Below are 24,051 nucleotides of genomic sequence, written 5' to 3'. Positions count from 1 at the left end.
GAAACGGAAAACGGGTACTCGGCGCGCCGTCGGCGAATGCCATGCAGCGTCCGCCGATGCGAGGCCGCAACGGATGCGTGCGTGACTGCATGCGCGGCGGCACGCGGGCCGCCGCAAACGGATCAACCCGCTTTCGCGAACGCCCAGCAGTCGTTGGTCGGGAATTCGATCCAGTGCTTGCCGGCCGCGCGCGGCACATGGCCGAACGCGCGCAGGCGCATGTCGCCGCAATGGAACAGGTATTCCCAGCGGTCGCCGAGATACATCGACGTGACGAGGTCGGCCTGCAGCCGGTTCGCCCCCGGGCCGTCGGCGACCTGCACGCGTTCGAGGCGAATCACGGCCTGCGCGTCCTGACCCGGCGCGAGCGTGTCGCGGGCGACCGCGCGCAGCTCCCAGCCGTCGCCGGCGAGCGTCACGCATTCGCCGTCGATCGCGGCGACGCGCGCGTCGATCCGGTTGTTGCTGCCCATGAATTCGGCGGTATACAGCGAGCGCGGCGCGCCGTACAGCTCGGCGGGCGTGCCTTCCTGCTCGATGCGGCCGTTGCGCAGCAGCAGGATGCGGTCGGACATCGCCATCGCTTCGGTCTGGTCGTGCGTCACGCACAGGGCCGACAACCCGAGCGACACGATCAGCTCGCGCAGCCACGCACGCGCTTCCTCGCGCAGCTTCGCGTCGAGGTTCGACAGCGGCTCGTCGAGCAGGATCACCGGCGGGTTGTAGACGAGCGCGCGAGCGATCGCGACACGCTGCTGCTGGCCGCCGGACAATTGATGCGGAAAGCGTTCCGCGAGATGACCGAGGCCGAGCTGGTCGAGCGCGGTCTGCACGCGGCGCTTCTGTTCGGCCGGCGCCACGCGCCGCAGCTTGAGACCGTACCCGACGTTGTCGGCGACGGTGCGGTGCGGCCACAGCGCGTACGACTGGAACACGAGCCCGAGCGAGCGTTGCTCGACCGGCAGGTCGACGCGTTGCGCGCCGTCGAAGAACACGCGATCGTCGAGCTGGATGCGGCCGTCGGACGGCTGTTCGAGGCCGGCCACCGCGCGCAGCAACGTGGTCTTGCCGCTGCCCGACGCGCCGAGCAGGCACACGACTTCGCCGGCCTTCAGTTCGAACGACACGCCCTTGAGGATCGGGTTGGCGCCGTAGCTGAGGTGCAGATCGTCGACGATGAGCTTATCCATGAAGTTTCACTCCGAAGCGCAGGGCCACGCCGAGACCGGCGCCGACCATCGCGATGTTGATGACAGAGAGCGCGGCGACCTGGTCGACGGCGCCGGTCGCCCACAGCGATACGAGCAGCGCGCCGATCACTTCGGTGCCGGGCGACAGCAGGTAGACGGCGGTCGAGTATTCGCGCTCGAAGATCATGAAGATCAGCAGCCACGCGGCGAGCAGGCCGAAGCGCACGAGCGGCAGCGTCACGTCGAGCGACACGCGGCTGCGCGTCGCACCGACGCTGCGGCCGGCTTCCTCGAGCTCGGGGCCGACCTGCAGCAGCGCGCTCTGGATGAGCCGCATCCCGTACGCGAGCCACACGACCGTGTACGCGATCCAGATGCTCCACATCGAGTTCTTCAGCTCGCGCAGGCCGGGCACGAACAGGAAGATCCACAGGAACGCGAGACCGGCGAGCAGGCCCGGCACCGCGCGCGGCAGCAGCACGAGATAGTCGAGCAGCCTGGTCGCCCAGTCGGGGCGGCGGTGGCCGGCGAACGCGACGAGCGAGTAGAAGCCGATCGCGAGCGCGCCGCCGATCACGCCGATGCCGAGCGTGTTGACGATGGCGCGCACCAGGTTGTCCTGTTCGAACAGCTCGATGAAATTCGACAGCGTCAGCACTTCGACGAGCGCGACGCCTTCGCCCCAGTTGGTCACGAACGCACGCAGCACGATGCCCGAGATCGGCACGATCACGGTCAGCATCAGCCACAGCGCGACGATCGCGAGCGCGACCCAGCGCCACACGCCGAGCGGCAGCACCGTCGCGCGGCCGGCCTTGCCCTTCACGGTGACGAAGCGGTTCGCGGTCTTCAGCAGGCGGCGCTGTAGCAGCACGAGCGGGAACGTGATCGCGACGATGCACACGGCGACCGCGGCCATCAGGTGATACGACGGCACGCCGAGCTTGTTGGTCAGCTTGTACAGGTAGGTCGCGAGCACGAGGTGGCCTTCCGGGTCGCCGAGCACGAGCGGCAGCCCGAACACCTCGAAGCCGAGGAAGAACACCAGCACGCCGGCGAACAGCAGCGCGGGCATCGTCATCGGCAGGCTCACGTCGAGCGCGACGCGGAACGGCCGGGCGCCCGTCACGCGCGCGGCTTCCTCGACGTCCGAGCCGAGGTTGCGCAGCGCGGCCGACGAATACAGGTACACGTGGGGCACGTGCGTGAGGCCGACGATCACCGTGATCGCGAAGATCGAATAGACGTTCCAGGGCACGTTATGCACCCCGAACCATTCCTTGAACCACACCGAGTAGAAGCCGACCGGGCCGGCCGCGACCACGTAGCCGAACGCGAGCACCATCGGCGACACGAACACCGGCGTGAGCAGCAGCGGTTCGAGCCAGCGGCGGCCGGGCAGGTCGGTGCGCACCATCAGGAACGCGAGGACGCCGCCGAGCGGGATCGAGATGAACAGCATCCCGCCGGCGATGACGAACGAGTTCTTCACGGCCGACCAGAAGTCGGGATCGCTGAAGACGAAACGGAAGCCCTCGACGCCGAGCGTTTTGTTCGCGTCGAAGAACGGCGCGGACAGCAAGCTCTGGAACAGGATGAAGCCGAGCGGCAGCGCGACCGCGACGGTCAGTACCGCGACGACGATCCAGCGCAGCATGCCGGCGAGCGGCTGCAGGCTGCTGACCGGCAGCGCGGGAATCATGTCGCGCGGGCCGGTGGCGGGCGGCACGGCCGGTGCCGTGCCGCGTGTGCTGGTTGAAAGCATGAGTTCGCCCCTGCGGCCATCCGGATGGCCGCCTCTAGGAAGTCGGTAAGGGGAAGGGGCCGCCCGCGCGACGTGCGGCGGGCGGCCTGGATCGGCCGAAGCCGATCAGCCGATCAGCTCTTGATCGCCTGCTGCCATTGCTTCAGGAACGCGAGGCGCTTCGACTGATCGAGATAGACGAGCAGGCCGGTGCCGATCTGGATCGGCTTCAGCGAATCGCCGAGCTCCTTCGTGAGGCTCGCGGCCGACGTTTCGCCGGTCACGTCCGTGCGGATCGCGTACAGGTTCGCCTGGTTGGCGATCATGGTCTGGCCGCGCTTCGACAGCAGGTAGTCCACCCACAGCCTGGCGGCGTTCGGGCTTTTCGCCTTCTTCGAGATCGTCGCGAGCCGGCTCACGATCTGCGTGTAGTCCTTCGGAAACACGTAGCCGATCGACTTGTCCTTCTTCGCCTTCGCGTACGCGTACGAACCGATGATGTTGTAGCCGATCAGGTTCTCGCCCGACGAAATGCGCTCCATCATCGCGCCGGTGCTCGACTGCAGCTTCGGGCCGGTCGCGCCGATCGCCTTCACGAGTTCCCATGTGACCTTCTCGTTCAGGTGCGCGTCCTGCGTCAGTGCGTTGAAGCCGACGCCGGATTTCTCGACGTCGTACGTCGTGAGCTTGCCCTTGAACTTGTCCGGTTGCGACGCGAGCAGCTTGATCAGCTCGGCGCGCGTCTTCGGCACCTCGTTCTCGGGAATCAGGCGCTTGTTGTAGACGATCGCGAGCGGCTCGAACGTCGTGCCGTACGCCTGCTTCTGGTACTGGGCCCATTGCGGCACGTTCGGGCTTTCCGGCGAATCGTAGGACGCCATCAGGCCGTCGTTGACGAGCTTGACCTGCAGGTCCATCGCCGAGCTCCACAGCACGTCGGCGCTGGTGCTGCTCGCCGCGTTCTCGCTGATGTAGCGGTTGTACAGCTCGGTGCTGTTCATGTCGTTGTACTCGACCTTCACGCCGTACAGGCTTTCGAAGTCCTTGATCAGCGGGCGCACGAGGCCCGTGTCGGTCGTCGAGTAGACGATCAGTTTGCCTTCCTTCTTCGCGGCGTCGATCACGCCCTGGTAGTTCCCCGGGTAGCCGGCCGGAACCTGCGCGACGGCGCTGCCGGCGGCGGTGCCCAGAACGACCGCGAGCGCGGCGGCGAGGTGCTTCGGTGCAAACGGCATGTCTTCCTCCAGTTACGCTTATGTGTTGTTCGAGTGCAGCGGATGGTAATTGCGGGGCACTTTCAGCCCGCTTTCATTTCCGTTCACAATCGCGCCGTTCATGTCATGGATTTCCCGAGGTCGAAGCGGCGGCCGCGGGTTCGCGGCGCGCGGCAACGCTTGAAAGGGCGCGGACGGGCTATGCGGACGCGGCCAGCAGTTGTCCGAGGAGGCGGCCGCCATGCCGTGCGTGCGCGGCCGTCAGCGCGGCATATCCGACGACGACGCCCGCTTCGCACCGGGCGCTTCGACAGAAGCCGCGAATCGGCTGCAACGCGACGCCGGCCGCGCGGGCTTGCGCGACGCAGGCTGCTTCGTCCATGCCGGGCGGCAGCCACAGCACGAAATGAAAGCCGGCGTGCTCGCCGGACACCGTGTACCGGCCGCCGGCATGCTTCGCCAGCTGGTCGAGCACGATGTCGCGCCGCTGGCGGTACGCGTGGCGGGCGGCGCGCAGGTGCTTCGCGAAATCGCCGTGCGCGATGAAGCGGGCCAGCGCGAGTTGCGGCGCCGCGCCGACCGAGCGGGCGGTCGCATGCCAGACGGCGGACAGCGCCGGCCGCAGTTCCGCCGGCACGACCATGAACCCGATGCGCAACCCGGAAAACAGCGTCTTGTTGAACGACCCGCAGTAGATCACACGATCGCACGCGTCGAGCGCTTTCAGCGCGGGGAGCGGGGCGGTCTGGTAGCTGAATTCGCCGTCGTAGTCGTCCTCGACGATCCACGCGCGGTTGCGCTGCGCCCAGTCGAGCAGTTCGAGCCGGCGCGAAACCGACATCGTGACGCCGAGCGGCGCCTGATGGGCCGGTGTCACGTACGCGGCGCGCGCATCGGGATGGCGATCCAGCGATGCGGTGTCGATGCCTTCCCGATCGACCGGCACGTCGATCACGGTCGCGCCCGCGATCGTGAAGATCTGCCACGCCGACGCATAGCCGGGATCCTCCATCAGCACCGTCGTGCCGGGCGCGAGCAGCGTGCGTGCGACGAGGTCGATCGAATGGCGGATGCCGGTCGTGATGACGATGTCGCCGGCCTCGCACGGGATGCCGCGGTATTCCCGCAGGTACGCGGCGATTTCGGCGCGCAGGCTTTCGACGCCCTGTGCCGGCGTCGCGCCGAGATCGTCCGCGGTCGCGGCAAGCAGGCTGGTGCCGAGCGCCTTCTTCCATTGCTGCATCGGCAACAGGCCGGGATCGGCGAGCCGCGCGACGAACGGGACGCCGGGACGCACGCCTTGCTCGGGCTCGGCCGGGGCGGCCGGCGTGGCGGGCGTGGCGGGCGCGGCGGGCGCGGCGGCACGGCGCGGGCGGTCGTCGCGCGAGCGCGCGGCCGCGCGCAGATAGCTGTCCGGCACGACCGCGCACACGCGCGTGCCGGATCCCCGCGTGCGGGCGATGTAGCCCTCGGCGCACAGGATGTCGTACGCCGCTTCGACGGTGCCGCGCGCGACATCCCAGCGCGCGGCCAGCGTCCGGCTCGACGGCAGCGGGCCGTCGCCGGGCAGCAGGCACTTCAGGATCGCGTCGCGAATCGTGTCGGCGATGCATGCCTGCTTCGACTGCGGGCTGCCGCCCGACAGCCCGGGCGGGCGTGGCAGGTCCAGCGGAGTCGCGGCTTTGCCTCGCGGCATAGTGGTCCAGTCGATGGTCGATTTAATGGTCCTTCAGCTTATATCACTTTCGCCTTAGATTGCTGTCGACCCTACCCATCCGACCGAAACGGACTTACCGCATGCAGACGCGTTCATTACCCCGATGGGGCTGGCTGTTCCTGTTGATGCTCGTCGTGTGCCTGCCGCGCGTCACGATCGACGCGTACCTGCCGTCGCTGCCCGCGATGGCGGACGCGCTGCACGGCACCGACGCGCAGTTGCAGCTCACGCTGACCCTCTACATGGCCGGCTATGCGTCGTCGATGCTGGTGTCGGGGCCGCTGTCCGACCGCTACGGCCGCCGCCCGGTGCTGCTCGGCGGCCTGTGCGTGTACGTCGTCGCGAGCGTCGCCTGCGCATGGGCGACCAGCATCCCGATGCTGATCGTCGCGCGCGTGTTCCAGGCGCTGGGCGGCTGCAGCGGCACCGTGATCGGCCGCGTGATCGTGCGCGAGCGTTTTCCGGCCGCGACGCAGGCCACGATGCTCGGCCATCTTTCGGCCGGCATGGCGCTGTCGCCGGTGGTCGCGCCGCTGGCCGGCAGCGCGATTGCCGAATGGCTGGGCTGGCGCGGCGTGTTCGGCTGGCTGGCGGCAGGCGGGCTGGTCGCGACCGCGATGGTGCTGCGCTATCTGCCCGAGACCCGCGCGCGCGAGGCGCGGCCACCAGCGTGTGCGGGGTTGCTGAGGACCTACGCCGGCCTGCTGCGCGAGCGGCGGTTCCTGCGCTATTCGCTCGCCATCGGCTTTGCTTACTGCACGTACTATCCGTTCATCGCGGAATCGTCGACGCTGTTCCAGCGGCAGATCGGCGTGTCGGGGCCGGTCTACGCGGCGATCTTCGGCGTGACCGTGCTCGGCTACCTGATCGGCTCGAGTGCATTCGCGCGGACCGGCGCGCGCTGGACAGCCGATTCGGTCGTCGCGGCGGCGGCGGCCGTCAACGTGGTCGGCGCGGCCGGGCTGTGGATCGGCGGCGCGTTTGCCCCGACTTCGGTAACGGCCCTCGTCGCGCCGATGTTCGTCGTGATGATCGCGGTCGGGATCGCGATTCCGGCCTGCCAGTTCGCGGTGATGCAGCCGTACACGAAGATCGCCGGCACGGCGTCGGGGCTGTTCTTCTTTATCCAGATGGCGATCACGGCCGCGTGCGGCGGCGTGCTGGCGTGGCTGTCGGACGGCACCGCGCATCCGATGATCGTCGTCACGGGCGGCGCGAGCGTCGCGTTCGTCGCGGTGGTGGCCGGTTTGCGCGAGCGAGGCGTGGCCGGCGATGCGCGCATCGCGGCGCGCAGCCGGCCCGCCGCCGAGCGCTGAGCGCTGAGCGGGACCGCCGGCACTGCAGCGGCGGGTTCGCGGCGCCCGCGCAACCCGTGTTTGCGCGAGGCGTGGAGACGGAAAGGATCATGTAATGTAGCGGGCTGTCGCTGACCTTACCGGAATCCCCATGCGTGTGCTGCTCGTCGAAGACAACCCGAACCTGGCCCAGTCGCTGAACGACGCGCTGAGCGCCGCGCGCTTCGCGGTCGATCACATGGCCGACGGCGAGGCGGCGGACCACGTGCTGCGCACGCAGGATTACGCGCTGGTGATCCTCGATCTCGGGCTGCCGAAGCTCGACGGGCTGGAGGTGCTGCGGCGGCTGCGCGCGCGCCGCAATCCGGTGCCGGTGCTGATCCTCACCGCGCACGGGTCGGTCGAGGATCGTGTGAGGGGGCTCGATCTCGGCGCCGACGATTATCTCGCGAAGCCGTTCGAGCTGACCGAGCTGGAAGCGCGCGCCCGCGCGCTGATCCGGCGCAGCCTCGGTCACGAGCATTCGCGCGTCGAATGCGGGCCGCTTTCGTACGACAGTATCGACCGCAGCTTTCATCTCGCGGGCGAGCCGCTGTCGCTCACGCCGCGCGAGCGCTCGGTGCTCGAGGTGCTGATCCTGCGCAACGGTCGCGCGATCAACAAGGACACGCTGTCGGAGAAGATCTTCGGGCTCGACGAATCGGTCAACGCGGACGCGATCGAGATCTACGTGTACCGGCTGAGGAAAAAGCTCGAGAACAGCGGCGTGGCGATCGTCACGCTGCGCGGGCTCGGCTATCTGCTCGAAGCGAAGGCGGAGAGGGCCGAATGAACCGTGCACATGCTCCCGTGCGTTGCATCACACGTCCGCTGCGCGCCGAGGGGGAGCATCCCGTTCGCGGCCGGCCTTGCACGGCCGGCCGGCTGCTCGGGCGCGCGGCGATGCTCCGCGAATTCTCGGCCACGCCCGTTGGCGCGGCCCGGCGGGCGGCACGATGACCCGCCCGAACCTGCGCGCGCAGGTCGCGCTGTGGCTGCTGCTGCCGCTGCTCGGCCTGCTCGCGCTCGACTCGTGGCTCACGTACCAGCGCGCGATGAGCGCCGCGCACGTCGCGTTCGACCGGACGCTGTCGTCGTCGCTGAAGTCGATCCGCGAAGGCGTGCGGCTCAACGACGGCGAGATCGAGGTCGACCTGCCGTATCTCGCGCTCGAGATGCTCGAATCGAGCGACGGCGGCAAGATCTACTACCTGATCCGCGAGGACAACGGCCGCACGATCACCGGCTATCCGGACCTGCCGCTGCCGCAGGGGCGCGACGCGGGCGACGGCGCGCCGTTCGTCACGCGCTACTACGACGTCGTGTATCGCGGCGAACAGTTGCGGATGGCCGCGCTGCGCATCCCGGTGCACGACGTGCCGACCGCGCAGTCGCGCATCGTGTGGGTGATGGTCGGCGAGACGATCGAGGCGCGTCAGGCGCTCGCGCGCGAGATCCTGATCGGGTCGCTGCTGCAGGAAGGGCTGCTCGTCGTGCTGGCGCTCGGGATCGTGTGGCTCGGCGTCGGGCGCGGGCTGCGGCCGCTGAACCGGCTGTCGGCCACGGTCGCCGCGCGCAGCGAAGACGACACGACGCCGCTCGACACGGGCGCGATACCGAGCGAACTCGCGCCGCTCGTCGACTCGATCAACCAGTACATCGGCCGCACGCAGCGGATGCAGGTGGCGCGGCGCCGCTTCTTCGCCGATGCGGCCCATCAACTGAAGACGCCGCTCGCGGCGGTGCAGGCGGGCGTCGAGCTCGCGTTGCGGCCCGACGAACAGCCGCGCGCGAACGTGCACCTGCGCCGCGTGAACGCCGCGGTGCGGCAGGCCGCGAAGATCGTCCAGCAATTGCTGTCGCTGTCGCGGCTCGATTCGGACAGCGGCCATGCGGTCGCGCACAAGCCGGTCCCGCTGCACCGGCTCGCACGCAGCGTGACGCTCGACTGGTCGCCCGTCGCACGCGCGCGCGACATCGATCTCGGCTTCGAGCACGAGGCCGATGTCGACGTGCACGGGCAGGCCGACCTGCTCGGCGAGATGATCGGCAACCTGATCGACAACGCGATCCGTTATGCGGGCGACCATGCGGTGATCACGGTGCGCGTCTCGCGCGACGGCGACGACGCGCGGCTCGACGTGATCGACAACGGGCCGGGTATTCCGGCCGACGAACGGGACGCGGTGTTCGAGCGTTTCCATCGCGGCAGCAAGACGCAGACGGTCGAAGGGACGGGGCTCGGGCTGTCGATCGTGCGGGAGATCGCGCGCGTGCATCAGGGCAGCGTGACGCTCGCCGATGCGGGCGGCGGCGGGCTCGTCGTGACGATCCGGCTGCCGGCGGCGCTGAGCGATGCGATGCCGCGCGCCGCGTGACGGCGCGCGACGATACGGCACGTGAAGGGAACGGGCCGGCGCGAGCCCGTTATTGGCCGGAACAGGCCCTGGCTATCCGGCTCAGTCGCCGAAGCCGATCTCCGCTTCGACCGGCTGGCCGATTTCGAGCCACGCGCCCGCGCCCTCGACGACGATCCCGTTGATGCCGAACGTCAGCGCACCGCCGTAGTTCGGGTTCGCGCGATAGGTCTGCATCGTGTCGGTCGGCTCGTGCGGCCACGCCGGATCGGGCGCGCCGGTGGCCTGGTCGATCGTCGGCATCGGGCAGCGCGTGCACAGCTTCACGAGCCGCAGCCGCACCGGCGTGTCGCCGCCGGTGTCGAGGTGCTCGACGAAATCCTCTTCGTACGCATCGAGATCCGACACGACGATGTTCGGCCGGAAGCGATTCATCGGGATCGCCGGCGCGCCTTTGGCGGCAAGCCGCGCGTTCAGGTCGTCGAGCGACGACTGGCCGATCACGAGCAGCGGGTAAGCGTCCGCGAACTGCGTGTGCGTATCGATCTCGCCGGTCCACCTGCGGTCGCAATCGCGTCGGGCGTCGGCGGCGAAGCGCGCGAGCTTCGTCGGCACGCCGAGGAATTCGGTGAGCCATGCGGCCGTTTCGGCGCCCGTATCGATCGCGTCGACGGTGTCGCGCCACACGGTCGCAGCCATCTTCGGCGTGGCGGGCGTCGCGTCGCCGTCGAGCGGCGTGCGCAGTGCCGGCATGCCCGGCGCGTTCAGCACGAGCGCATCGTCGTCGAACGTCGGGCGGATCAGCGCGAGGCGCGGGTGCGTGCGCTGCGTGAGCATGTGCCCGCGCGGATCGGTGATCAGCCAGTGGCGATCGTACGCGAGGCCCGTTTCGAACAGTTGCGCGCGCGTCAGCGCGACGCCGGCGCAGGATTTGATCGGGTAGACGAAGAGTGCGGTGATGGCTGGCATGACGCTGGCTGAAGGCGGGGTGATCGAATCGCGATTGTGCCAGATCGTGCCGAAGCCGTTTGACGGCTGCGCGCCGCCGCGTGCCCGTCAGGCGAGCGGGAAGCCTGCATCGAAGGTCGTGCGCACGTCGAGCGGCTGGCGCAGCAGCCCGGCCTTCAGGTAGAAGTCGGCCGTGCGCTGCTGTTCGGCGATCACCGCGGCGTCGATCGGCAGCCAGCGCGTACCGCGGCGCTCGAACTGCAGCTTCGCGGCGGCCGGCGGGATGCCGATGATGCGCGCGAGCGCCGCCGAATACGCATCGGCGTGCCGGTACGACCACGCCTGCGCGCGCACGACGCGCCGCAGGAAATCGTGCAGCACGTCGCGTTTCGACGCGATCGCCGCGTCGGTCGCCGCGACGTAGCTGAGGCCCGACCACAGCCCGCGGCCGTTGACCAGCACGCGCGCGCGGCCGCTCGTTTCGGCGAGCGCGGTATAGGGTTCCCAGGTCGCCCACGCGTCGATCGAACCGGTTGCGAGCGCAAGCATCGTGTCGGCCGGCGGCAGGAAGCGGAACGACACGGCATCCGGCGGCAGGCCGGCCGCATCGAGCGCCTTCAGCGTGACGAAATGGCCGATCGAGCCGCGCGTGGTGCCGATCCGCTTGCCCTTCAGGTCGGCCGCGCCCTTGAGTGCGGCGTCGGGGCGCACGAGCACGGCCGTGCCGTACGGATCGGAGCGGTTCGCGCCGATCACCTTGATGCGGGCGCCCGATGCGAGCGCGAAGATCACCGGCGCGTCGCCGATCGGCCCGCAATCGACGGCGGCCGCGTTCAGCGCTTCGGCGAGCGGCGCAGCTGCGGGGAATTCGGTCCATGCGATGTCGTACGCAAGGCCGTTCAATTCGCCGGCCGCTTCGAGCAGCGCGCGCAGCCCGCCTTTCTGGTCGCCGGCGCGCAGCAGCGGGCGGCCGCCCGATTGCGCGCGCAGGGTGGCCGGCGCGGCGGCGATCGTGGCAAGGGCGCTCGCCTGGGCGAGGAAGTGGCGTCGAGTCGGATTCATCGTGAATGTGTGTCGAAGGAAGGATTCGTGAGTTCAATGCGCAAGCCCGGCCTGTACGTCGCGCACGGGTTCCGCGTCGACGCGCAGCAGCAGCGCGGTCAGTGCGTCACCGCCCGTGGCGCGCGCGGCCGGGCGGGCCGCCGCATCCGAGCGGCACAGCAGGTCGGCATCCGACCAGCCGGCGCTGCCGGGCAATGCACGCGCCCGCAGCCAGCCGCGTCGATCGGCAAGCAGCTGTGTGCCGCCAAGCGCATCGGGCGGGACGCCGGCAATCGTCGCGAACGCGCGCCACGCATCGGTCGTCGTCGCGACGCAGTTCGCACGCGAGTCGGCCGACGACGGCACGGACGCGCCGGGTTCGGCGACGAGCAAGGTCTGCCAGCGCGCGTCTTCCGGCGGTGGCGTCGCACCCGGCGCGAGCGCGACGACACGCACGCGCTGGCCGTCGCGCCAGCGTTCGAGTGGCTGCGGTGCCGCGTCGCCGCACCGCACGTCGAGTGCCGGCAGCGGAACGGGCACCGGCCACGCGCCTTCCGCCCGCGCGCCGCTACCGGCGGCCAGCGCTTTCAGGTAGTCGAGCACGGCCCACGTGTCTTGCGTGCCGAGCGTGGCCGCGAAGCCGGGCATCGTCGACGCGCCGTGCGCGTCCTGCGTGCCGTGGCGTACGCGCCAGAACAGTTCGCCGTCGAGCCGACGCGCGAGCAGTGTGCCGGCGAAGGTCGGCGGCCAGTGCGCGAGCGTGGCCGCGAGCGGCCCTTCGCCACGCCCGTCCGCGCCGTGGCAGGCCGCGCAATGTTGCGTATACAGGTGGGCGCCGCGCATCACGTTCGCGACCGAAAACGGCGCGGGATCGCGCTGGAAACTCGTCGGCACGGCAGGCGCGAGCCACAGCGAAGCGGACGGCCACGGCGCGAACCATGCGACGGCCAGCGCGGCGACGGCCGTCGCGACACGCCGCTTGCGCGCAGCCAGCGCGAGGCAGGCGAGCACGACGGCCAGCGCCGTCACGCCGCCGGCGACCGCGAGCTGCCGCGTGAGCCCCGCGTCGATGCGCAGCGTTTCGAGCGCGATGCGGTGTGCCCACGGCCACGCCGCCTGGCCATCGACGTCGCCGGTCAGGCCGATCGCGTGCAGCACGCGCGCCAACGCGATTTGCGCGCGATACAGCAATTGCAGGAACGCAATGGCCCAGTCGGCGAACGGCGGCGCGTTCATCGCGCGCGTCCGTGGCGTGCCGCACCCAAACGTCGAACGGCGCCCGGCATCTACCAGCTCGCATCGAGCCCGAGATGCCGCAGCGCGTCGTGGCGCAATGCGGCGAGGCGCGGGTCGCCGCGATGGCGCGGGTAGGGCAGGTCGACGCGCAGTTCGGCGACGATCCGTGCCGGGCGCGGCCCGAACACGATCACGCGCTGCGCGAGGAACAGCGCTTCTTCCACATCGTGCGTGACGAGCAGCGCGGAGAAGCCGTCGCGTTGCCACAGGGCGGTCAGCTCGGCCTGCATCGTGAGCCGCGTCAGCGAATCGAGCTTGCCGAGCGGTTCGTCGAGAATCAGCAGGCGCGGATCGTTGACGAGCGCGCGCGCGAGCGCGACGCGCTGCGCCATCCCGCCCGACAACTGATGCGGAAACACGTTCGCGAAGTCCTGCAGCCCGACGCGCGCGAGCGCATCGTCGACGCGATGCTGCGCAGTGTGCGCCACGCCGCGCGCTTCGAGGCCGAGCGCGACGTTCGCGCGCACGCGCCGCCACGGGTACAGCGTCGGGTCCTGGAACACGACGATGCGCGACGGATCGGGGCGCGCGATCGGCACGCCGTCCTGTGCGATTGTGCCTTGCCGCGCGGCGTCGAGCCCGGCGACGAGGCGCAGCAGCGTCGATTTCCCGCAGCCGCTCGGGCCGAGCAGCGCGACGAATTCGCCGGCCGCGACCGACAGCGACACGTCGTCGAGCACCGGCAGCGCGCCGCCGGGGCCGTCGAACGCATGGCTCACGCGGCGGATGTCGATGCGCGCGCCGCGCGGCGTCGTGACGGCGGGCGCGGCGGCTGCGGACGATTCGAGTACGGCGGCGCTTACCATTTGACGGTCCCTTTCTGCCACGCGAGCACACGGTCGCGCACCGCGAACAGCAGCGCGATCAACCCGGAAAACAGCAACGCCATCACGAGCAGCGCCGCATACATGTTCACGTACGACGCCCAGCCCTGCGCCCAGCTCAGGTACCAGCCGAGCCCGGACTTGACGCCCATCATCTCGGCGACGACCAGCACCGTGAACGACGCGCTCAGCCCCATGAAAATGCCGACGAACACGTGCGGCAGCGCGGCCGGAATCGCGACGCGCAGCACGAGGAAGCGCGCGTTCGCGCCGAGCGTGCGCGCGACGTCGTAGTACTGCCGGTTGACGCTCGCGACGCCCGACCACGTCAGCACGGCGACCGGGAAGCCGGTCGACAGCGCGATCAGGAACGCGGCGGCCGAATAGCTCGACGGGAAGAAGTAGAACGTGAGCGGCAGCAGCGCGGTGGCCGGCACGGGGCCGAGCACGCGCAGCACCGGATGCACCCAGTAGCCGATCCGGCGCGACCAGCCGATCGACACGCCCACCGCGAAACCCGCCGTGACGCCGTACGCGAAGCCGAGCGCGAGCAGCTTCAGCGTGTTGCCGGCGCTGCCGGCGAGGCGCGGCCAGTCGTCGACGTAAACCTCGATCAGCGCCTGCGGCGGCGCGAAGAACGGCGTCGGCAGCCAGCCGGTTTTCGCGGTGACGATTTCCCACGCGGCGAGCACGAGCGGCAGCGCGACGAGCCACGGGCCGGCCGGTCGCACCCGCGCGAGCCGCATGCGGGGCGCGGCCACGAGATGGCCGAGCGTCGCGGCGGCGAGCAGCAGCGCGGCGATCGTCCACGCGGCGGTACCGAACGTGTCGGTGTACGCCCAGTCGCTGAAGCCGACGATCCGGTTCGGCCACAGTTGCGTGAGCGCGCCGAGCGCGGCCCACGCGAGCGCGGCGGCGATCCCGGTCGGCCAGGTGCGCGCGTGCCGGGCGTCGGCGGCCAGCGCGGCGTCGCAGGTCGTGCAGGCCGCGCGCGCGGTAGCGTCGGCATTGGCATTGGCGGCGCCGCCGGTCGGTGCCGAGGCGATGCGTGCGGCGGAAGCGTGTTCGATCGTCGACATCGCGTTACCCCAGTACGTTGGCATAGACCTGCTGCGCGAAGCGCTGCGGGTCCGTGCTCTTCTTCAGCACGCTGATGCGGCGGAAATCGTCCGCATAGAACGCGATTTCCTGCTGCAGGTCGACGTTGGTCGGGTGATGCGTGTAGGTGAGCGTCGCGTACAGCTTGCGCAGATCCTCGGGGCTGATCTTCGGCGAATACTTCGCGAACACCTTCGCGGCTTCGTTCGGGTTGTCGTGCGTGTACTCGGTGGCCTGCACGATCGAGCGCGCGAGCGCGGCGGCCGACGGCCGGTCGTTGCGCACGAGGTCGCCGCGCGCGCCGATCACGCAGCACACCTTGCGCGCGTATTCGCCGGACAGGTTGGTCGCGAGTTCGGTATACGCGCCGTTGCTGCGCTTTTCGAGCAGGTAGAGATTCGGGTCGCCGTCGGCGATCGCATGGATTTCGCCCTTGTCGACCGCGACGCCGAGCAGGTCGGCCGGATACTGCCGCCACGTGACGTCGCGCTCGGGATCGATGCCGTTCTTCGCGAGCAGGATCGAGAAGAAGTGCTTGCCGGGCGCGGCCAGATCGCTGACGCCGACCGTCTTGCCCTTGAGCGCCTGCAACGTCGTGACGCCGGCCGCCTTCGCGCCGAGCAGCCGCACGCAGCCGCCGTGCGAGCTGCCGATGATCTTCACGTCGAAGCCGGCTTCGAGCGGCTTCAGCCAGCGGTGGATCATCCCGACCGCCGCATCGGCCTTGCCGGTCGCGATCGATTCGAGCAACTGGTCGGTCGAGCCGCTGTAGTTGATCAGCTCGACTTTCAGCCCGTTTTTCTCGAAGAAGCCGCGCTCCTGCGCGACGACGATCGGTGTCAGGCAGAACGCGTTCTGGTTCCACGCGAACGTGAGTTTCTTCAGCGGCGGCGCGGACCAGGCCTTGCGGCCGAGCGTGATCGCCGGCACGGCGAGCGCGGCGGCGCCGGCCGCGCGCAGCAGCCGGCGGCGTCGGTCGTCGTGCGCGTCGGCGGGGATGGGTGCGGTGGTGTCGGTCATGGTCTGGTCTCCGGTGTGGCGCGAGAGCGGCTCAGTCGAGCAGGTCGGGTTCGTCGGCGACGACGCGTGCGAACAGGCTGTCGAACGCATGCAGCGCGCCGTCGGGGCCGCCGATCTGGCCGTGCGTGTGGCGCGCGGTTTCGTGATCGATCGGCTGCGGCGTGCCGGCCGCTTCGGCCAGCAACTGCGTGTGCGCGGCGTTGTCGAGCGCGATGTACCACCACGCGGCGGCCTCGACCGTCGGGCCGGCCGTCAGGATGCCGTGGTTCTTCAGGATCACGCCCTTGTGCGTGGTGCCGTCCGGCTTCGCGAGCGCATCGGCGATCCGTGCGCCTTCGCCGGTGTCGACGACCATCCCCGTGAAGTCGTCGAACAGCGCGTGGTCTTCGTAGAACACGCAGGCGTCCTGCGTGAGCGGGTCGAGCGGGCGGCCGAGCGTCGACCACGCCTTGCCGTACGTCGAATGCGTGTGCGCGGCGGCGACGACGTGCGGATGGGCTTCGTGGATCGCCGCATGGACCGCGAACGCGGCCTTGTTCAGCGGCCGCTTGCCGATCGCGGTTTCGCCGCGCGCGTTGACGAGCAGCAGGTCGGAGACCTTGATCTGCGAGAAATGCACGCCGAGCGGGTTCACCCAGAAATGATCGGGCAGCTCCGGATCGCGCGCGGTGATGTGGCCGGCGAGGCCCGACGCGAAGCCGAAGCGCGCGAACAGGCGGAACGCGGCCGCGAGCCGCTCCTGGCGGTGGCGGCGCTCGGCGGCCACGTCGACGCGCGGCGCGGGCGGATCGAACCAGAAGTGCTGGCGCGGGGTGTCGGCGAGCACGAGGCCCGATGCGGTGCGCCCGGGCGAGGAAAGGACGGCGGACATGATCAGGTATCGCTCCTCAGGCGGCACGGCGCGCCGCGTCGCGGGCGGCGACGGCGCTGCGCACGCGCGGAATCAGTTCGCGGCCGTAGTCGATCGCGTCGTCCAGCGGATCGAAGCCGCGGATCAGGAAGGTCGTCACGCCGAGGTCGTAGTAGTCGAGCAGCGCGTCGGCGACCTGTTCGGGCGTGCCGACGAGCGCCGTCGAATTCGAGCGCGCGCCGGTGAGCTTCGCGATCTCGGTCCACAGCCGCTTGTCCACCCGCGAGCCGCGTTCGGCCGCGGCGAGCAGGCGGCGTGCGCCTTCGCTCTGCTGCGGGCCGCCGGCGCCCAGGCCGGCCGCTTCGCGCAGCCGGCGCGTTTCGTCGAGGATGCGGTGCGCACGCGCCCACGCTTCGTCCTCGGTCGCCGCGAGGATCGGCCGGAACGACACGGAGAAGCGCACCTGGCGGCCGTGCTTCGCGGCTTCGGCACGCACGCGCGTCGTCAGGTCGCGCACCTGGTCGAGCGATTCGCCCCACAGCGCGTAGACGTCCGCGTGCTTGCCGGCCACCGCGAGCGCGGCTTCCGACGCGCCGCCGAAGTAGATCGGCACGTGCGGCTGCTGGAACGGCTTCACTTCCGAAAAGCCCTGCTTGAAGCGGTAATGCGCGCCGTCGTGATCGAACGGCTGCGTTTCCGTCCAGATCCGCCGCAGGATGCCGAGGTATTCGTCGGTGCGTGCATAGCGCGCGTCGTGATCGAGGAAATCGCCGTCGCGCTGCTGTTCGCTGTCCGAGCCGCCGGAGATGAAGTGCACGGCGAGCCGGCCGCGGCTGAACTGATCGAGCGTCGCGATCTGCCGCGCGGCGAGCGTCGGCGCGGTGAAGCCCGGGCGATGCGCGAGCATGAAATGAATGCGCTCGGTCGCGGCCGCCGCGAACGCGATCGTCAGCGTCGCCGACGGGCCGGTCGAGTGATGCGGCACGAGGATCCGGTCGAAGCCGGCCGTTTCGTGGGCGCGGGCAAAGTCGCGCACATAGTCGGGATCGACCGCGGGGCCGGACGCCGGGTGGATTTCCGACTGCTTCTGGCTCTGGATCATGCCGATGAATTCGACGCTCATCTGGGTCTCCGGTGCAGGGACGTTTCCGGCGCGCGGCCGGGCAGGAATGGAGCGCAGGTTAACGCCGGGATCATGCGGAATGGAAATAATCAATCCCGATTTGAATATCAGATTTGCATGGTTTGGGGCCGCATGCGTTACGCATACGCTGTGGGCTCGCGAATGATCGGGCGCGCGTTGGCGCAGGCTTTGCCGCCGCTGTCGTTTTACGCCGCCGTGTTCGAACTACCCAGGGAATCCGTTTCGATGTCCGCCAGCCTTGCCGCTTCCTCGCCGTCACGGCAGCCTGCACTGCACGTCCTGCCTGCCTCTGCCGAAGCCACTGCCGAAGCCTCCGCCGAGACGAGCGACGCGCGCCTCGCCGCGCTGCTCGAGCGCCTCGCCCCCGAATTTGCCGCCGATGCGGCCCGCAACGACGTCGAAGGCCGCTTTCCGCACGAGAATTTCGCGCGGCTGCATCGTGCCGGGCTGATCGCGCAGGTCGTGCCGCGCGAGCATGGCGGCGCGGGGGCGACGCTTGCGCGGGCGAGCCGGATCGTCGCCGCCGTCGCGCGGGCCGATCCGGCGACCGCGCTGGTGCTGACGATGACGTATCTGCAGCATCGCGCGCTCGGCCGCGCCGACAACCGCTGGCCGGCCCAGGTGCGGCGCGCGGTGTTCGACAGCGCGGTCGCGCACGGCGCGCTGATCAATGCGTTGCGCGTCGAGCCTGCGCTCGGTTCGCCGTCGCGCGGCGGGCTGCCGGCGACCGTTGCGCGCCGCGTTGCCGACGGCTGGCGGCTGTCGGGCCACAAGCTCTACAGCACCGGGATTCCGGCGCTGCGCTGGCTGGCCGTGTGGGCGCGCACCGACGAACCGGCGCCGCGCGTCGGCGTGTTTCTCGTGCCGCGCGACCGCGATACCGACGGCGAGCGCATCCGCGTGATCGAAAGCTGGAATCACCTCGGCCTGCGCGCATCCGGAAGCCATGAAGTCGTATTCGACGAGGTGCCGCTGCCGGCCGATCACGCGGTCGACGTGCGCGCGCCGGACGCATGGGCCGTGTCGGCTGCCACGCACGCGGATGCCGACGCGCAGGCGGACCAGCAGGCATGGATGGTCGCGCTGCTCGGCAGCCTGTACGACGCGGTCGCGCGCGCGTCGCGCGACTGGCTGGTCGAATTCGCGACGACGCGAGCCCCGAGCGGGCTCGGCGCACCGCTCGCGACGCTGCCGCGCGTACAGGAAGCGGTCGGCGAAATCGAGGGCTGGCTGCACACGAATCGCGTGCTGCTCGACGATCACATCGCGCGCACCGATGCGGGCGACGCGCCGTCGGCGACGACCAGCGGCCTCGTCAAACGCACCGTGACCGAGCAGGCGATCCGGACGGTCGAGCAGGCGCTGAAGCTGTCGGGCAATCACGGGCTGAGCCGCGGCAATCCGCTCGAACGCCACTATCGCGACGTGCTGTGCAGTCGTGTGCATACGCCGCAGGACGATGCGATCGCGGTGGCGGCGGGGCGGGCGGTGCTCGATGCGGCGACGCGCGGGGGAGCGAACGCGGACGCCACGTCACGCAACGGCGGCGAACGCGGCCGACATGATGCGTGAGCCGGAGCGGGTTGCCGCGCGCGGCAACGGCGCGACGCGACGCGGGCGCCGCGCGGCCGCGCGGGCCGCGTTATGCGGCCTTGTCGTGCGATTGCTCGGGCAGCGCGAATGCCGTGCGCGCATGCGCGGCGACGGCCGCGAGCGGCGCATCGAAGCGGGCCGCATCGTGCCGGCGCAGCAGCCACAGGTCGATCTGCGGCTTGAAATCGGCGAGCGGCACGATGTCGAGCGCGTCGCGCAGCGGGCTGCGTTCGACGAGCGGCAGCGGCATCAATCCGAGGCCGACGCCGTTTGCAACGCTTTGCAGTTGCAGGTCGCGGCCGTACGCATCGAGCGTGACCGGCATCGGCAGGCCCTGTGCGTCGAGCGCACGCCGCAAGCCCGCCCGAAAGCCGCAGCCGTCCGGATTGAGCACCCAGCCGCGCGCGTGGCAATCGGCGAGCCGATAGCTGCGGCGCGGCCAGTCGCCCTTGCGGCCGACCGCGACGAGCCGCGTGGCCAGCAGCCGAGCGCCCTCGACCTGCGGCGGCAGCATCATTTCGCGCGCGAGGAAGACCAGCGCCGCATCGAGTTCGCGGCGCGCGATGCGCTCGACGAGCTGGCCGCCCCATGCGGTCGTGACGTGCGTCGCGAGCGCGGGCCACTGCGCGGCGAGGTCCGCGATGAGCGCCGGCAGCATCAGCTCGCCGAGCCCTTGCGTGAGCCCGATCCGGAATTCGCCGGCGGGCGGTTGCTCGCCGGCCGTCAGTTCGCGCAGCGCGTCGACCTCGCGCAGGATCGCGCGACATTGCTCGAACACCTGCCGGCCGATGTCGGTCGGGCGCGGCGGCTTCGTGTTGCGGTCGAGCAGCGTCACGCCGAGCGCTTCCTCGAGATTCTGGACGCGCCGCGTGATCGCGGGCTGCGTCATCCCGAGCTCGGCCGCGGCCTGGCTCAGGGTCTGGCAGCGGACGACCGCTGCAAAAGCATCGATATCGCTAATTTTCATGTTTGTTCTGCATGGTCTTTCCGGTGCATCATGACGATTCATCATATTCGGCATCATATTCGAGGAGACGGCCGATGAGTAAGCTTTCGTTGCAGCAGACGCCGCTGCGTCCGTTCGTCGAGGGTCTGGATGCGCTGCTCGCGTCCGGCGCGGACGAGGCGCGCATTCTCGACGAGGGCGGCGCGCTGCTCGCCGCCCTCGTCGAACACGACGACTGGTTGCCCGACGCGTTCGCGCAGCCCGATCCCGAACGCTATCGGCAGTACCTGCTGCATCTCGACCCGGACGAGCGCTTCTCGATCGTCAGCTTCGTGTGGGGGCCCGGCCAGACGACGCCGATCCACGACCATACGGTGTGGGGGCTGATCGGGATGCTGCGCGGCGGCGAGTTCTCGCAGCCGTACCGGTTCGACGCGGCCGGCAAGCCGGTGCCCGCGGGCGACGCCGTGCGGCTGCAGCCCGGCGAGGTCGAGGCCGTGTCGCCGCGCATCGGCGACGTGCATCGCGTGACCAATGCGTTCGCCGACCGCGTATCGATCAGCATCCACGTGTACGGCGCGAACATCGGCAAGGTCGAGCGCGCGGTGTACCTGGACGACGGTACCGTGAAGCCTTTCGTGTCCGGCTATTCGAATGCCTGACGCGAAGCCCGCTCGCGCGGGCCGTTGCGAACGCGCGCCGGCGGGGTCAAGATCGATCCGCTCCGCTTTCTTCATCGACTTCAACGTATTCAACCCAGAGACATCGTGACGCACTCCGCCGATTCCACTTCCCGTTTTCCCGTCGCGTCGTACCAGGACGTACGCGCGCGCCTGCTGGCCCGCGACGAGATCGCGCTGATCGACGTACGCGAGGAAGATCCGTACGCACAGGGCCATCCGCTGTGGGCCGCCAACTTTCCGTTGTCGAAGCTCGAACTCGACGCGTGGACGCGGATTCCGCGCCGCGACACGCCGATCGTCGTGTTCGGCGAAGCCGGCGGCGAGGATCTCGCGCCGCGCGCGGCCGCGACGCTCGCGCGGCTCGGCTACACCGACGTGCGGCTGCTCGACGGCGGCCTCGCCGGCTGGATCGCCGCGGGCGGCGAAGTGTTCATCGACGTGAACGTGCCGAGCAAGGCGTTCGGCGAATGGGTCGAAGCCGAGCGCCATACGCCGTCGCTGTCCGCGCAGGAGGTGCAGGCGCTGATCGACACGAAAGCCGATGTCGTGATCGTCGACGCGCGCCGCTTCGACGAATACCAGACGATGAACATCCCGACGTCGACGAGCGTGCCGGGCGCGGAACTCGTGCTGCGCGTGCGCGCGCTCGCGCCGGATCCGCACACGCAGGTGATCGTCAACTGCGCGGGCCGCACGCGCAGCATCATCGGCACGCAGTCGCTCGTCAACGCGGGGCTGCCGAATCCGGTCGCCGCGCTGCGCAACGGCACGATCGGCTGGACGCTGGCCGGCCAGACGCTCGAGCGCGGCGCGGCGCGCCGTTTTCCGGACGAAATCGACGCGACGCAGCGCGCCGAAGCGCGTCGGGCCGCCCGCGCGGTGGCCGAGCGCGCCGGCGTGCCGCGCATCGCGCTGGCCGACGTCGCCGCGCTCGACGAACCGGGCCGCACGCTGTACCGCTTCGACGTGCGTACGCCGGAGGAATACGAAGCCGGCCACCTGCCGGGCTTCCTGAGCACGCCGGGCGGCCAGCTCGTGCAGGAGACCGATCATCACGCGGCCGTGCGCGGCGCGCGGATCGTGCTGGCCGACGACGACGGCGTGCGCGCGGACATGACCGCGTCGTGGCTCGCGCAGATGGGCTGGGACGTGCGTGTCGTCGAACCGGCCGGCGCCGCGGCATTCGTCGAGCGCGGCCAGCCGCCGCGCGACGTGCCGGCGCCGCCGCCCGCGACCGACGTGTCGCCCGCGACGCTGGCGGGCTGGCTGAAGGAGGCCGCGCCGGACGAACTCGCGATCGTCGACGTGACGGCCAGCGCGAACTACGTGAAGCGTCATGTCCCGGGCGCGTGGTTTGCCGTGCGCGCGCAACTGCGCGACGCGCTGGCGGCGATTCCGCCCGCGAAGCGCTACGTGTTCACGTGCGGATCGAGTCTGCTGGCGCGGTTCGCGGCGCACGACGCCCGCGCGCTGCTGCCGGCGTCGGCCGAGATCCGGGTGCTGACCGGCGGCACGGCCGCATGGATCGACGCCGGGCTGCCGCTGGAGAGCGGCGACACGCGTCTCGCGTCGCCGCGCGTCGATCGCTACCGGCGCCCGTACGAAGGCACCGACAATGCGGCGGCGGCGATGCAGGCATATCTCGACTGGGAATACGGGCTGGTCGACCAGTTGAAGCGGGACGGCACGCACCACTTCAACGTGATCTGACAGACGCGGGGCGACCGGGCACGGCACGTCGTGCGCGGCGCCCGGTCGCGATGCGGGTGGGTGCTTCGTATCAGCGCTTGAACGTATCGACGGCCGTGCGGCCGACGGCCGGATCGTCGGTGAAGAAGCCGTCGATGCCCGCGCGCAGGTACGCCTGGATCTCGCGCACCGAGCCGGCCGTGTTGCGCGTGGCCGGCGTGCCGCCGTCCTTCAGCGACGCGGGCAGGAAGTTGTTCTCGGGGCGGAACGTGTACGGATGCACGACGAGGCCGGCCTCGTGCGCGTAGCGCACGTATGGCGTCGGCTGCTGCAGCGTGCCGTCCGCGGCGACCGCGATGATCGACGTCTTGTACGGCCCGACGCCGTTCGCATAGGTCGCGATTTCGCGCATGCCGTCGCGCGTCGACAGGTCGCCGTAGGTGCGCTTGTCGTTCGCCTTCACGAAGTCGTACGGGCGCTGGCCTGCTTCGTCCATCAACTGCACGAGCTGCCAGTTCGGCTGGCTCGACTTGATCCGGTTGCGGATCGTCTTCAGGTTCGCGACTTCGAACGACTGGATGTAGACGGTCGCCGTGCGCGACGTGTACGGATCCTTCAGCAGTGCGTCGACGAGACGGTCCTCGAGCGGCAGGCCGATCGACTGGAAATAGGTCGGATGCTTGGTTTCCGGATACAGGTGGATCGTGCGGCCGGTCTGTGCGGACATCTGTTTCGCGAGCGCGACGATCTCGTCGAAGGTCGGAATCTCGAACTGGTCGTTGTACGCGGTGTTGGCGGGGCGCACCTGCGGAATGCGCTCGCGCGCCCGCAGCGTCTTCAGCTCGGCGAGCGTGAAATCCTCGGTGAACCAGCCGGTCAACTGCACGCCGTCGATCGTCTTGGTCGCCTTGCGGCTCGCGAACTGCGGCAGCGCCGACACGTTCGTCGTGCCCGAGATCTCGTTCTCGTGGCGCGCGACCAGCACGCCGTCGCGCGTCGCCACGAGGTCGGGCTCGATGATGTCCGCGCCGTCCTCGATCGCCTTGCGGTACGACGCGAGCGTGTGTTCGGGGCGCAGCGCGCTCGCGCCGCGATGGCCGACCACCTGGACCTTAGCGGAAATCGGCTGCGTGGGATCGCGCGTCAGATCGTCGTCGCCGCCGCACGCGGCGAGCAGGAACGCGGCAGCACAGGCGAACGGGACGTAGCGCAGGGAGGTCGGGCGCTTGAGGAGCATGTCGATGAACCTTCGAAACGGAGTCGGAAAAGGGCGCTCGCGCCGGTGGCCGGGCGGGGCGCCGGGCTGAACGGGATCGAACGGAGCGCGATCGTCGCACTGAATAATTACATATGTATTACTCGT

The 24,051-nt window shown here is 70.0% G+C and carries 20 protein-coding genes; 6 read left to right on the top strand and 14 right to left on the bottom strand.

From position 1 onward, the window contains the following. Positions 1-122: 122 nt before the first annotated feature. The 4 genes from WT53_RS21195 to WT53_RS21180 all read right to left on the bottom strand — a co-directional run bounded on the left by WT53_RS21195 (position 123) and on the right by WT53_RS21180 (position 5,844). The gene (locus tag WT53_RS21195) at positions 123-1,190 is read right to left on the bottom strand and encodes an ABC transporter ATP-binding protein (RefSeq protein WP_034204948.1); all 1,068 of its coding nucleotides are present in this window, start codon (positions 1,188-1,190) and stop codon (positions 123-125) included. Next, positions 1,183-2,955, bottom strand: coding sequence for an iron ABC transporter permease (locus WT53_RS21190; protein WP_060261292.1), 1,773 nt, complete (start codon positions 2,953-2,955; stop codon positions 1,183-1,185). The genes WT53_RS21195 and WT53_RS21190 overlap by 8 nt, the downstream gene beginning before the upstream one ends. A 113-nt stretch (positions 2,956-3,068) precedes the next feature. Further along, entirely contained in the window at positions 3,069-4,169 is a 1,101-nt protein-coding gene (locus WT53_RS21185; RefSeq protein WP_034204946.1) for an ABC transporter substrate-binding protein, read from the bottom strand. Between the two features lie 178 nt (positions 4,170-4,347). After that, positions 4,348-5,844 (bottom strand): PLP-dependent aminotransferase family protein, encoded by a 1,497-nt coding sequence (locus WT53_RS21180; RefSeq protein ID WP_060261288.1) that lies wholly within the window; start codon positions 5,842-5,844, stop codon positions 4,348-4,350. Between the two features lie 101 nt (positions 5,845-5,945). On the opposite strand from WT53_RS21180, the gene WT53_RS21175 reads away from it, so the two are divergent. The 3 genes from WT53_RS21175 to WT53_RS21165 all read left to right on the top strand — a co-directional run bounded on the left by WT53_RS21175 (position 5,946) and on the right by WT53_RS21165 (position 9,577). Beyond that, the gene (locus tag WT53_RS21175; protein WP_060261285.1) at positions 5,946-7,181 is read left to right on the top strand and encodes a multidrug effflux MFS transporter; all 1,236 of its coding nucleotides are present in this window, start codon (positions 5,946-5,948) and stop codon (positions 7,179-7,181) included. Positions 7,182-7,311: 130 nt separating this feature from the next. Beyond that, complete coding sequence (locus WT53_RS21170) at positions 7,312-7,992, top strand: response regulator (RefSeq protein ID WP_034204943.1); 681 nt, start codon at positions 7,312-7,314, stop codon at positions 7,990-7,992. Positions 7,993-8,155: 163 nt separating this feature from the next. Continuing rightward, on the top strand, positions 8,156-9,577 hold the full coding sequence (locus WT53_RS21165; RefSeq protein ID WP_034204942.1) for a sensor histidine kinase: 1,422 nt from the start codon (positions 8,156-8,158) through the stop codon (positions 9,575-9,577). Positions 9,578-9,658: 81 nt separating this feature from the next. Here the strand turns inward: WT53_RS21165 and WT53_RS21160 are convergent, their stop codons facing one another. From WT53_RS21160 to WT53_RS21125, 8 genes are all read right to left on the bottom strand, one after another. Next, a complete protein-coding gene (locus WT53_RS21160; protein WP_060261281.1) occupies positions 9,659-10,525 on the bottom strand; it encodes an MOSC domain-containing protein in 867 nt (288 codons plus the stop codon). Positions 10,526-10,612: 87 nt separating this feature from the next. Further along, the gene (locus tag WT53_RS21155; protein WP_034204940.1) at positions 10,613-11,566 is read right to left on the bottom strand and encodes an ABC transporter substrate-binding protein; all 954 of its coding nucleotides are present in this window, start codon (positions 11,564-11,566) and stop codon (positions 10,613-10,615) included. A 33-nt stretch (positions 11,567-11,599) separates the two neighbouring features. Continuing rightward, a complete protein-coding gene (locus WT53_RS21150) occupies positions 11,600-12,781 on the bottom strand; it encodes a c-type cytochrome (RefSeq protein ID WP_060261277.1) in 1,182 nt (393 codons plus the stop codon). Between the two features lie 50 nt (positions 12,782-12,831). After that, positions 12,832-13,647, bottom strand: a complete 816-nt coding sequence (locus WT53_RS21145; RefSeq protein WP_060261273.1) for an ABC transporter ATP-binding protein — start codon at positions 13,645-13,647, stop codon at positions 12,832-12,834. Beyond that, a complete protein-coding gene (locus tag WT53_RS21140) occupies positions 13,641-14,744 on the bottom strand; it encodes an ABC transporter permease (protein ID WP_060261269.1) in 1,104 nt (367 codons plus the stop codon). Before WT53_RS21140 ends, WT53_RS21145 begins: the two co-directional genes overlap by 7 nt. A gap of 4 nt (positions 14,745-14,748) precedes the next feature. Next, positions 14,749-15,783 carry an ABC transporter substrate-binding protein gene (locus tag WT53_RS21135; RefSeq protein WP_060261265.1) on the bottom strand — a complete coding sequence of 345 codons (1,035 nt, stop codon included), beginning with the start codon at positions 15,781-15,783 and terminating at the stop codon, positions 14,749-14,751. A gap of 31 nt (positions 15,784-15,814) precedes the next feature. Then, a complete protein-coding gene (locus tag WT53_RS21130; RefSeq protein WP_060261262.1) occupies positions 15,815-16,654 on the bottom strand; it encodes a class II aldolase/adducin family protein in 840 nt (279 codons plus the stop codon). Between the two features lie 16 nt (positions 16,655-16,670). Then, complete coding sequence (locus WT53_RS21125; RefSeq protein WP_034204934.1) at positions 16,671-17,756, bottom strand: LLM class flavin-dependent oxidoreductase; 1,086 nt, start codon at positions 17,754-17,756, stop codon at positions 16,671-16,673. Positions 17,757-18,002: 246 nt separating this feature from the next. Here WT53_RS21125 and WT53_RS21120 point away from each other — a divergent pair, with 246 nt between their 5' ends. After that, on the top strand, positions 18,003-19,349 hold the full coding sequence (locus WT53_RS21120; protein WP_060262091.1) for an acyl-CoA dehydrogenase family protein: 1,347 nt from the start codon (positions 18,003-18,005) through the stop codon (positions 19,347-19,349). A 70-nt stretch (positions 19,350-19,419) separates the two neighbouring features. Here WT53_RS21120 and WT53_RS21115 read toward each other — a convergent pair whose 3' ends face one another. After that, positions 19,420-20,394, bottom strand: coding sequence for a LysR family transcriptional regulator (locus WT53_RS21115; RefSeq protein ID WP_179949039.1), 975 nt, complete (start codon positions 20,392-20,394; stop codon positions 19,420-19,422). Between the two features lie 17 nt (positions 20,395-20,411). On the opposite strand from WT53_RS21115, the gene WT53_RS21110 reads away from it, so the two are divergent. Continuing rightward, a complete protein-coding gene (locus WT53_RS21110) occupies positions 20,412-20,978 on the top strand; it encodes a cysteine dioxygenase (protein ID WP_060261255.1) in 567 nt (188 codons plus the stop codon). 105 nt (positions 20,979-21,083) lie between these two features. Further along, positions 21,084-22,709 carry a rhodanese-related sulfurtransferase gene (locus tag WT53_RS21105; protein WP_060261252.1) on the top strand — a complete coding sequence of 542 codons (1,626 nt, stop codon included), beginning with the start codon at positions 21,084-21,086 and terminating at the stop codon, positions 22,707-22,709. Positions 22,710-22,779: 70 nt separating this feature from the next. Here WT53_RS21105 and WT53_RS21100 read toward each other — a convergent pair whose 3' ends face one another. Then, positions 22,780-23,925 (bottom strand): glycerophosphodiester phosphodiesterase, encoded by a 1,146-nt coding sequence (locus WT53_RS21100; RefSeq protein WP_059783645.1) that lies wholly within the window; start codon positions 23,923-23,925, stop codon positions 22,780-22,782. Between the last annotated feature and the right edge of the window lie 126 nt (positions 23,926-24,051).

This window comes from Burkholderia sp. MSMB2157WGS, assembly GCF_001532755.1.
Classification (GTDB): domain Bacteria; phylum Pseudomonadota; class Gammaproteobacteria; order Burkholderiales; family Burkholderiaceae; genus Burkholderia.
Note: the sequence above shows the minus strand (reverse complement) of the source record. Positions and strands in the feature narration are given on the sequence as shown.

Excerpts from the sequence above, each read along its gene's own strand:
- WT53_RS21170 (WP_034204943.1), top strand. The coding sequence starts at position 7,312 with ATGCGTGTGCTGCTCGTCGAAGACAACCCGAACCTGGCCCAGTCGCTG.
- WT53_RS21150 (WP_060261277.1), bottom strand. The coding sequence starts at position 12,781 with ATGAACGCGCCGCCGTTCGCCGACTGGGCCATTGCGTTCCTGCAATTG.
- WT53_RS21140 (WP_060261269.1), bottom strand. The coding sequence starts at position 14,744 with ATGTCGACGATCGAACACGCTTCCGCCGCACGCATCGCCTCGGCACCG.
- WT53_RS21165 (WP_034204942.1), top strand. The coding sequence starts at position 8,156 with ATGACCCGCCCGAACCTGCGCGCGCAGGTCGCGCTGTGGCTGCTGCTG.
- WT53_RS21180 (WP_060261288.1), bottom strand. The coding sequence starts at position 5,844 with ATGCCGCGAGGCAAAGCCGCGACTCCGCTGGACCTGCCACGCCCGCCC.
- WT53_RS21135 (WP_060261265.1), bottom strand. The coding sequence starts at position 15,783 with ATGACCGACACCACCGCACCCATCCCCGCCGACGCGCACGACGACCGA.
- WT53_RS21195 (WP_034204948.1), bottom strand. The coding sequence starts at position 1,190 with ATGGATAAGCTCATCGTCGACGATCTGCACCTCAGCTACGGCGCCAAC.
- WT53_RS21185 (WP_034204946.1), bottom strand. The coding sequence starts at position 4,169 with ATGCCGTTTGCACCGAAGCACCTCGCCGCCGCGCTCGCGGTCGTTCTG.
- WT53_RS21145 (WP_060261273.1), bottom strand. The coding sequence starts at position 13,647 with ATGGTAAGCGCCGCCGTACTCGAATCGTCCGCAGCCGCCGCGCCCGCC.
- WT53_RS21130 (WP_060261262.1), bottom strand. The coding sequence starts at position 16,654 with ATGTCCGCCGTCCTTTCCTCGCCCGGGCGCACCGCATCGGGCCTCGTG.
- WT53_RS21175 (WP_060261285.1), top strand. The coding sequence starts at position 5,946 with ATGCAGACGCGTTCATTACCCCGATGGGGCTGGCTGTTCCTGTTGATG.
- WT53_RS21120 (WP_060262091.1), top strand. The coding sequence starts at position 18,003 with ATGTCCGCCAGCCTTGCCGCTTCCTCGCCGTCACGGCAGCCTGCACTG.
- WT53_RS21100 (WP_059783645.1), bottom strand. The coding sequence starts at position 23,925 with ATGCTCCTCAAGCGCCCGACCTCCCTGCGCTACGTCCCGTTCGCCTGT.
- WT53_RS21125 (WP_034204934.1), bottom strand. The coding sequence starts at position 17,756 with ATGAGCGTCGAATTCATCGGCATGATCCAGAGCCAGAAGCAGTCGGAA.
- WT53_RS21190 (WP_060261292.1), bottom strand. The coding sequence starts at position 2,955 with ATGCTTTCAACCAGCACACGCGGCACGGCACCGGCCGTGCCGCCCGCC.
- WT53_RS21155 (WP_034204940.1), bottom strand. The coding sequence starts at position 11,566 with ATGAATCCGACTCGACGCCACTTCCTCGCCCAGGCGAGCGCCCTTGCC.
- WT53_RS21115 (WP_179949039.1), bottom strand. The coding sequence starts at position 20,394 with ATGATGCCGAATATGATGAATCGTCATGATGCACCGGAAAGACCATGC.
- WT53_RS21160 (WP_060261281.1), bottom strand. The coding sequence starts at position 10,525 with ATGCCAGCCATCACCGCACTCTTCGTCTACCCGATCAAATCCTGCGCC.
- WT53_RS21110 (WP_060261255.1), top strand. The coding sequence starts at position 20,412 with ATGAGTAAGCTTTCGTTGCAGCAGACGCCGCTGCGTCCGTTCGTCGAG.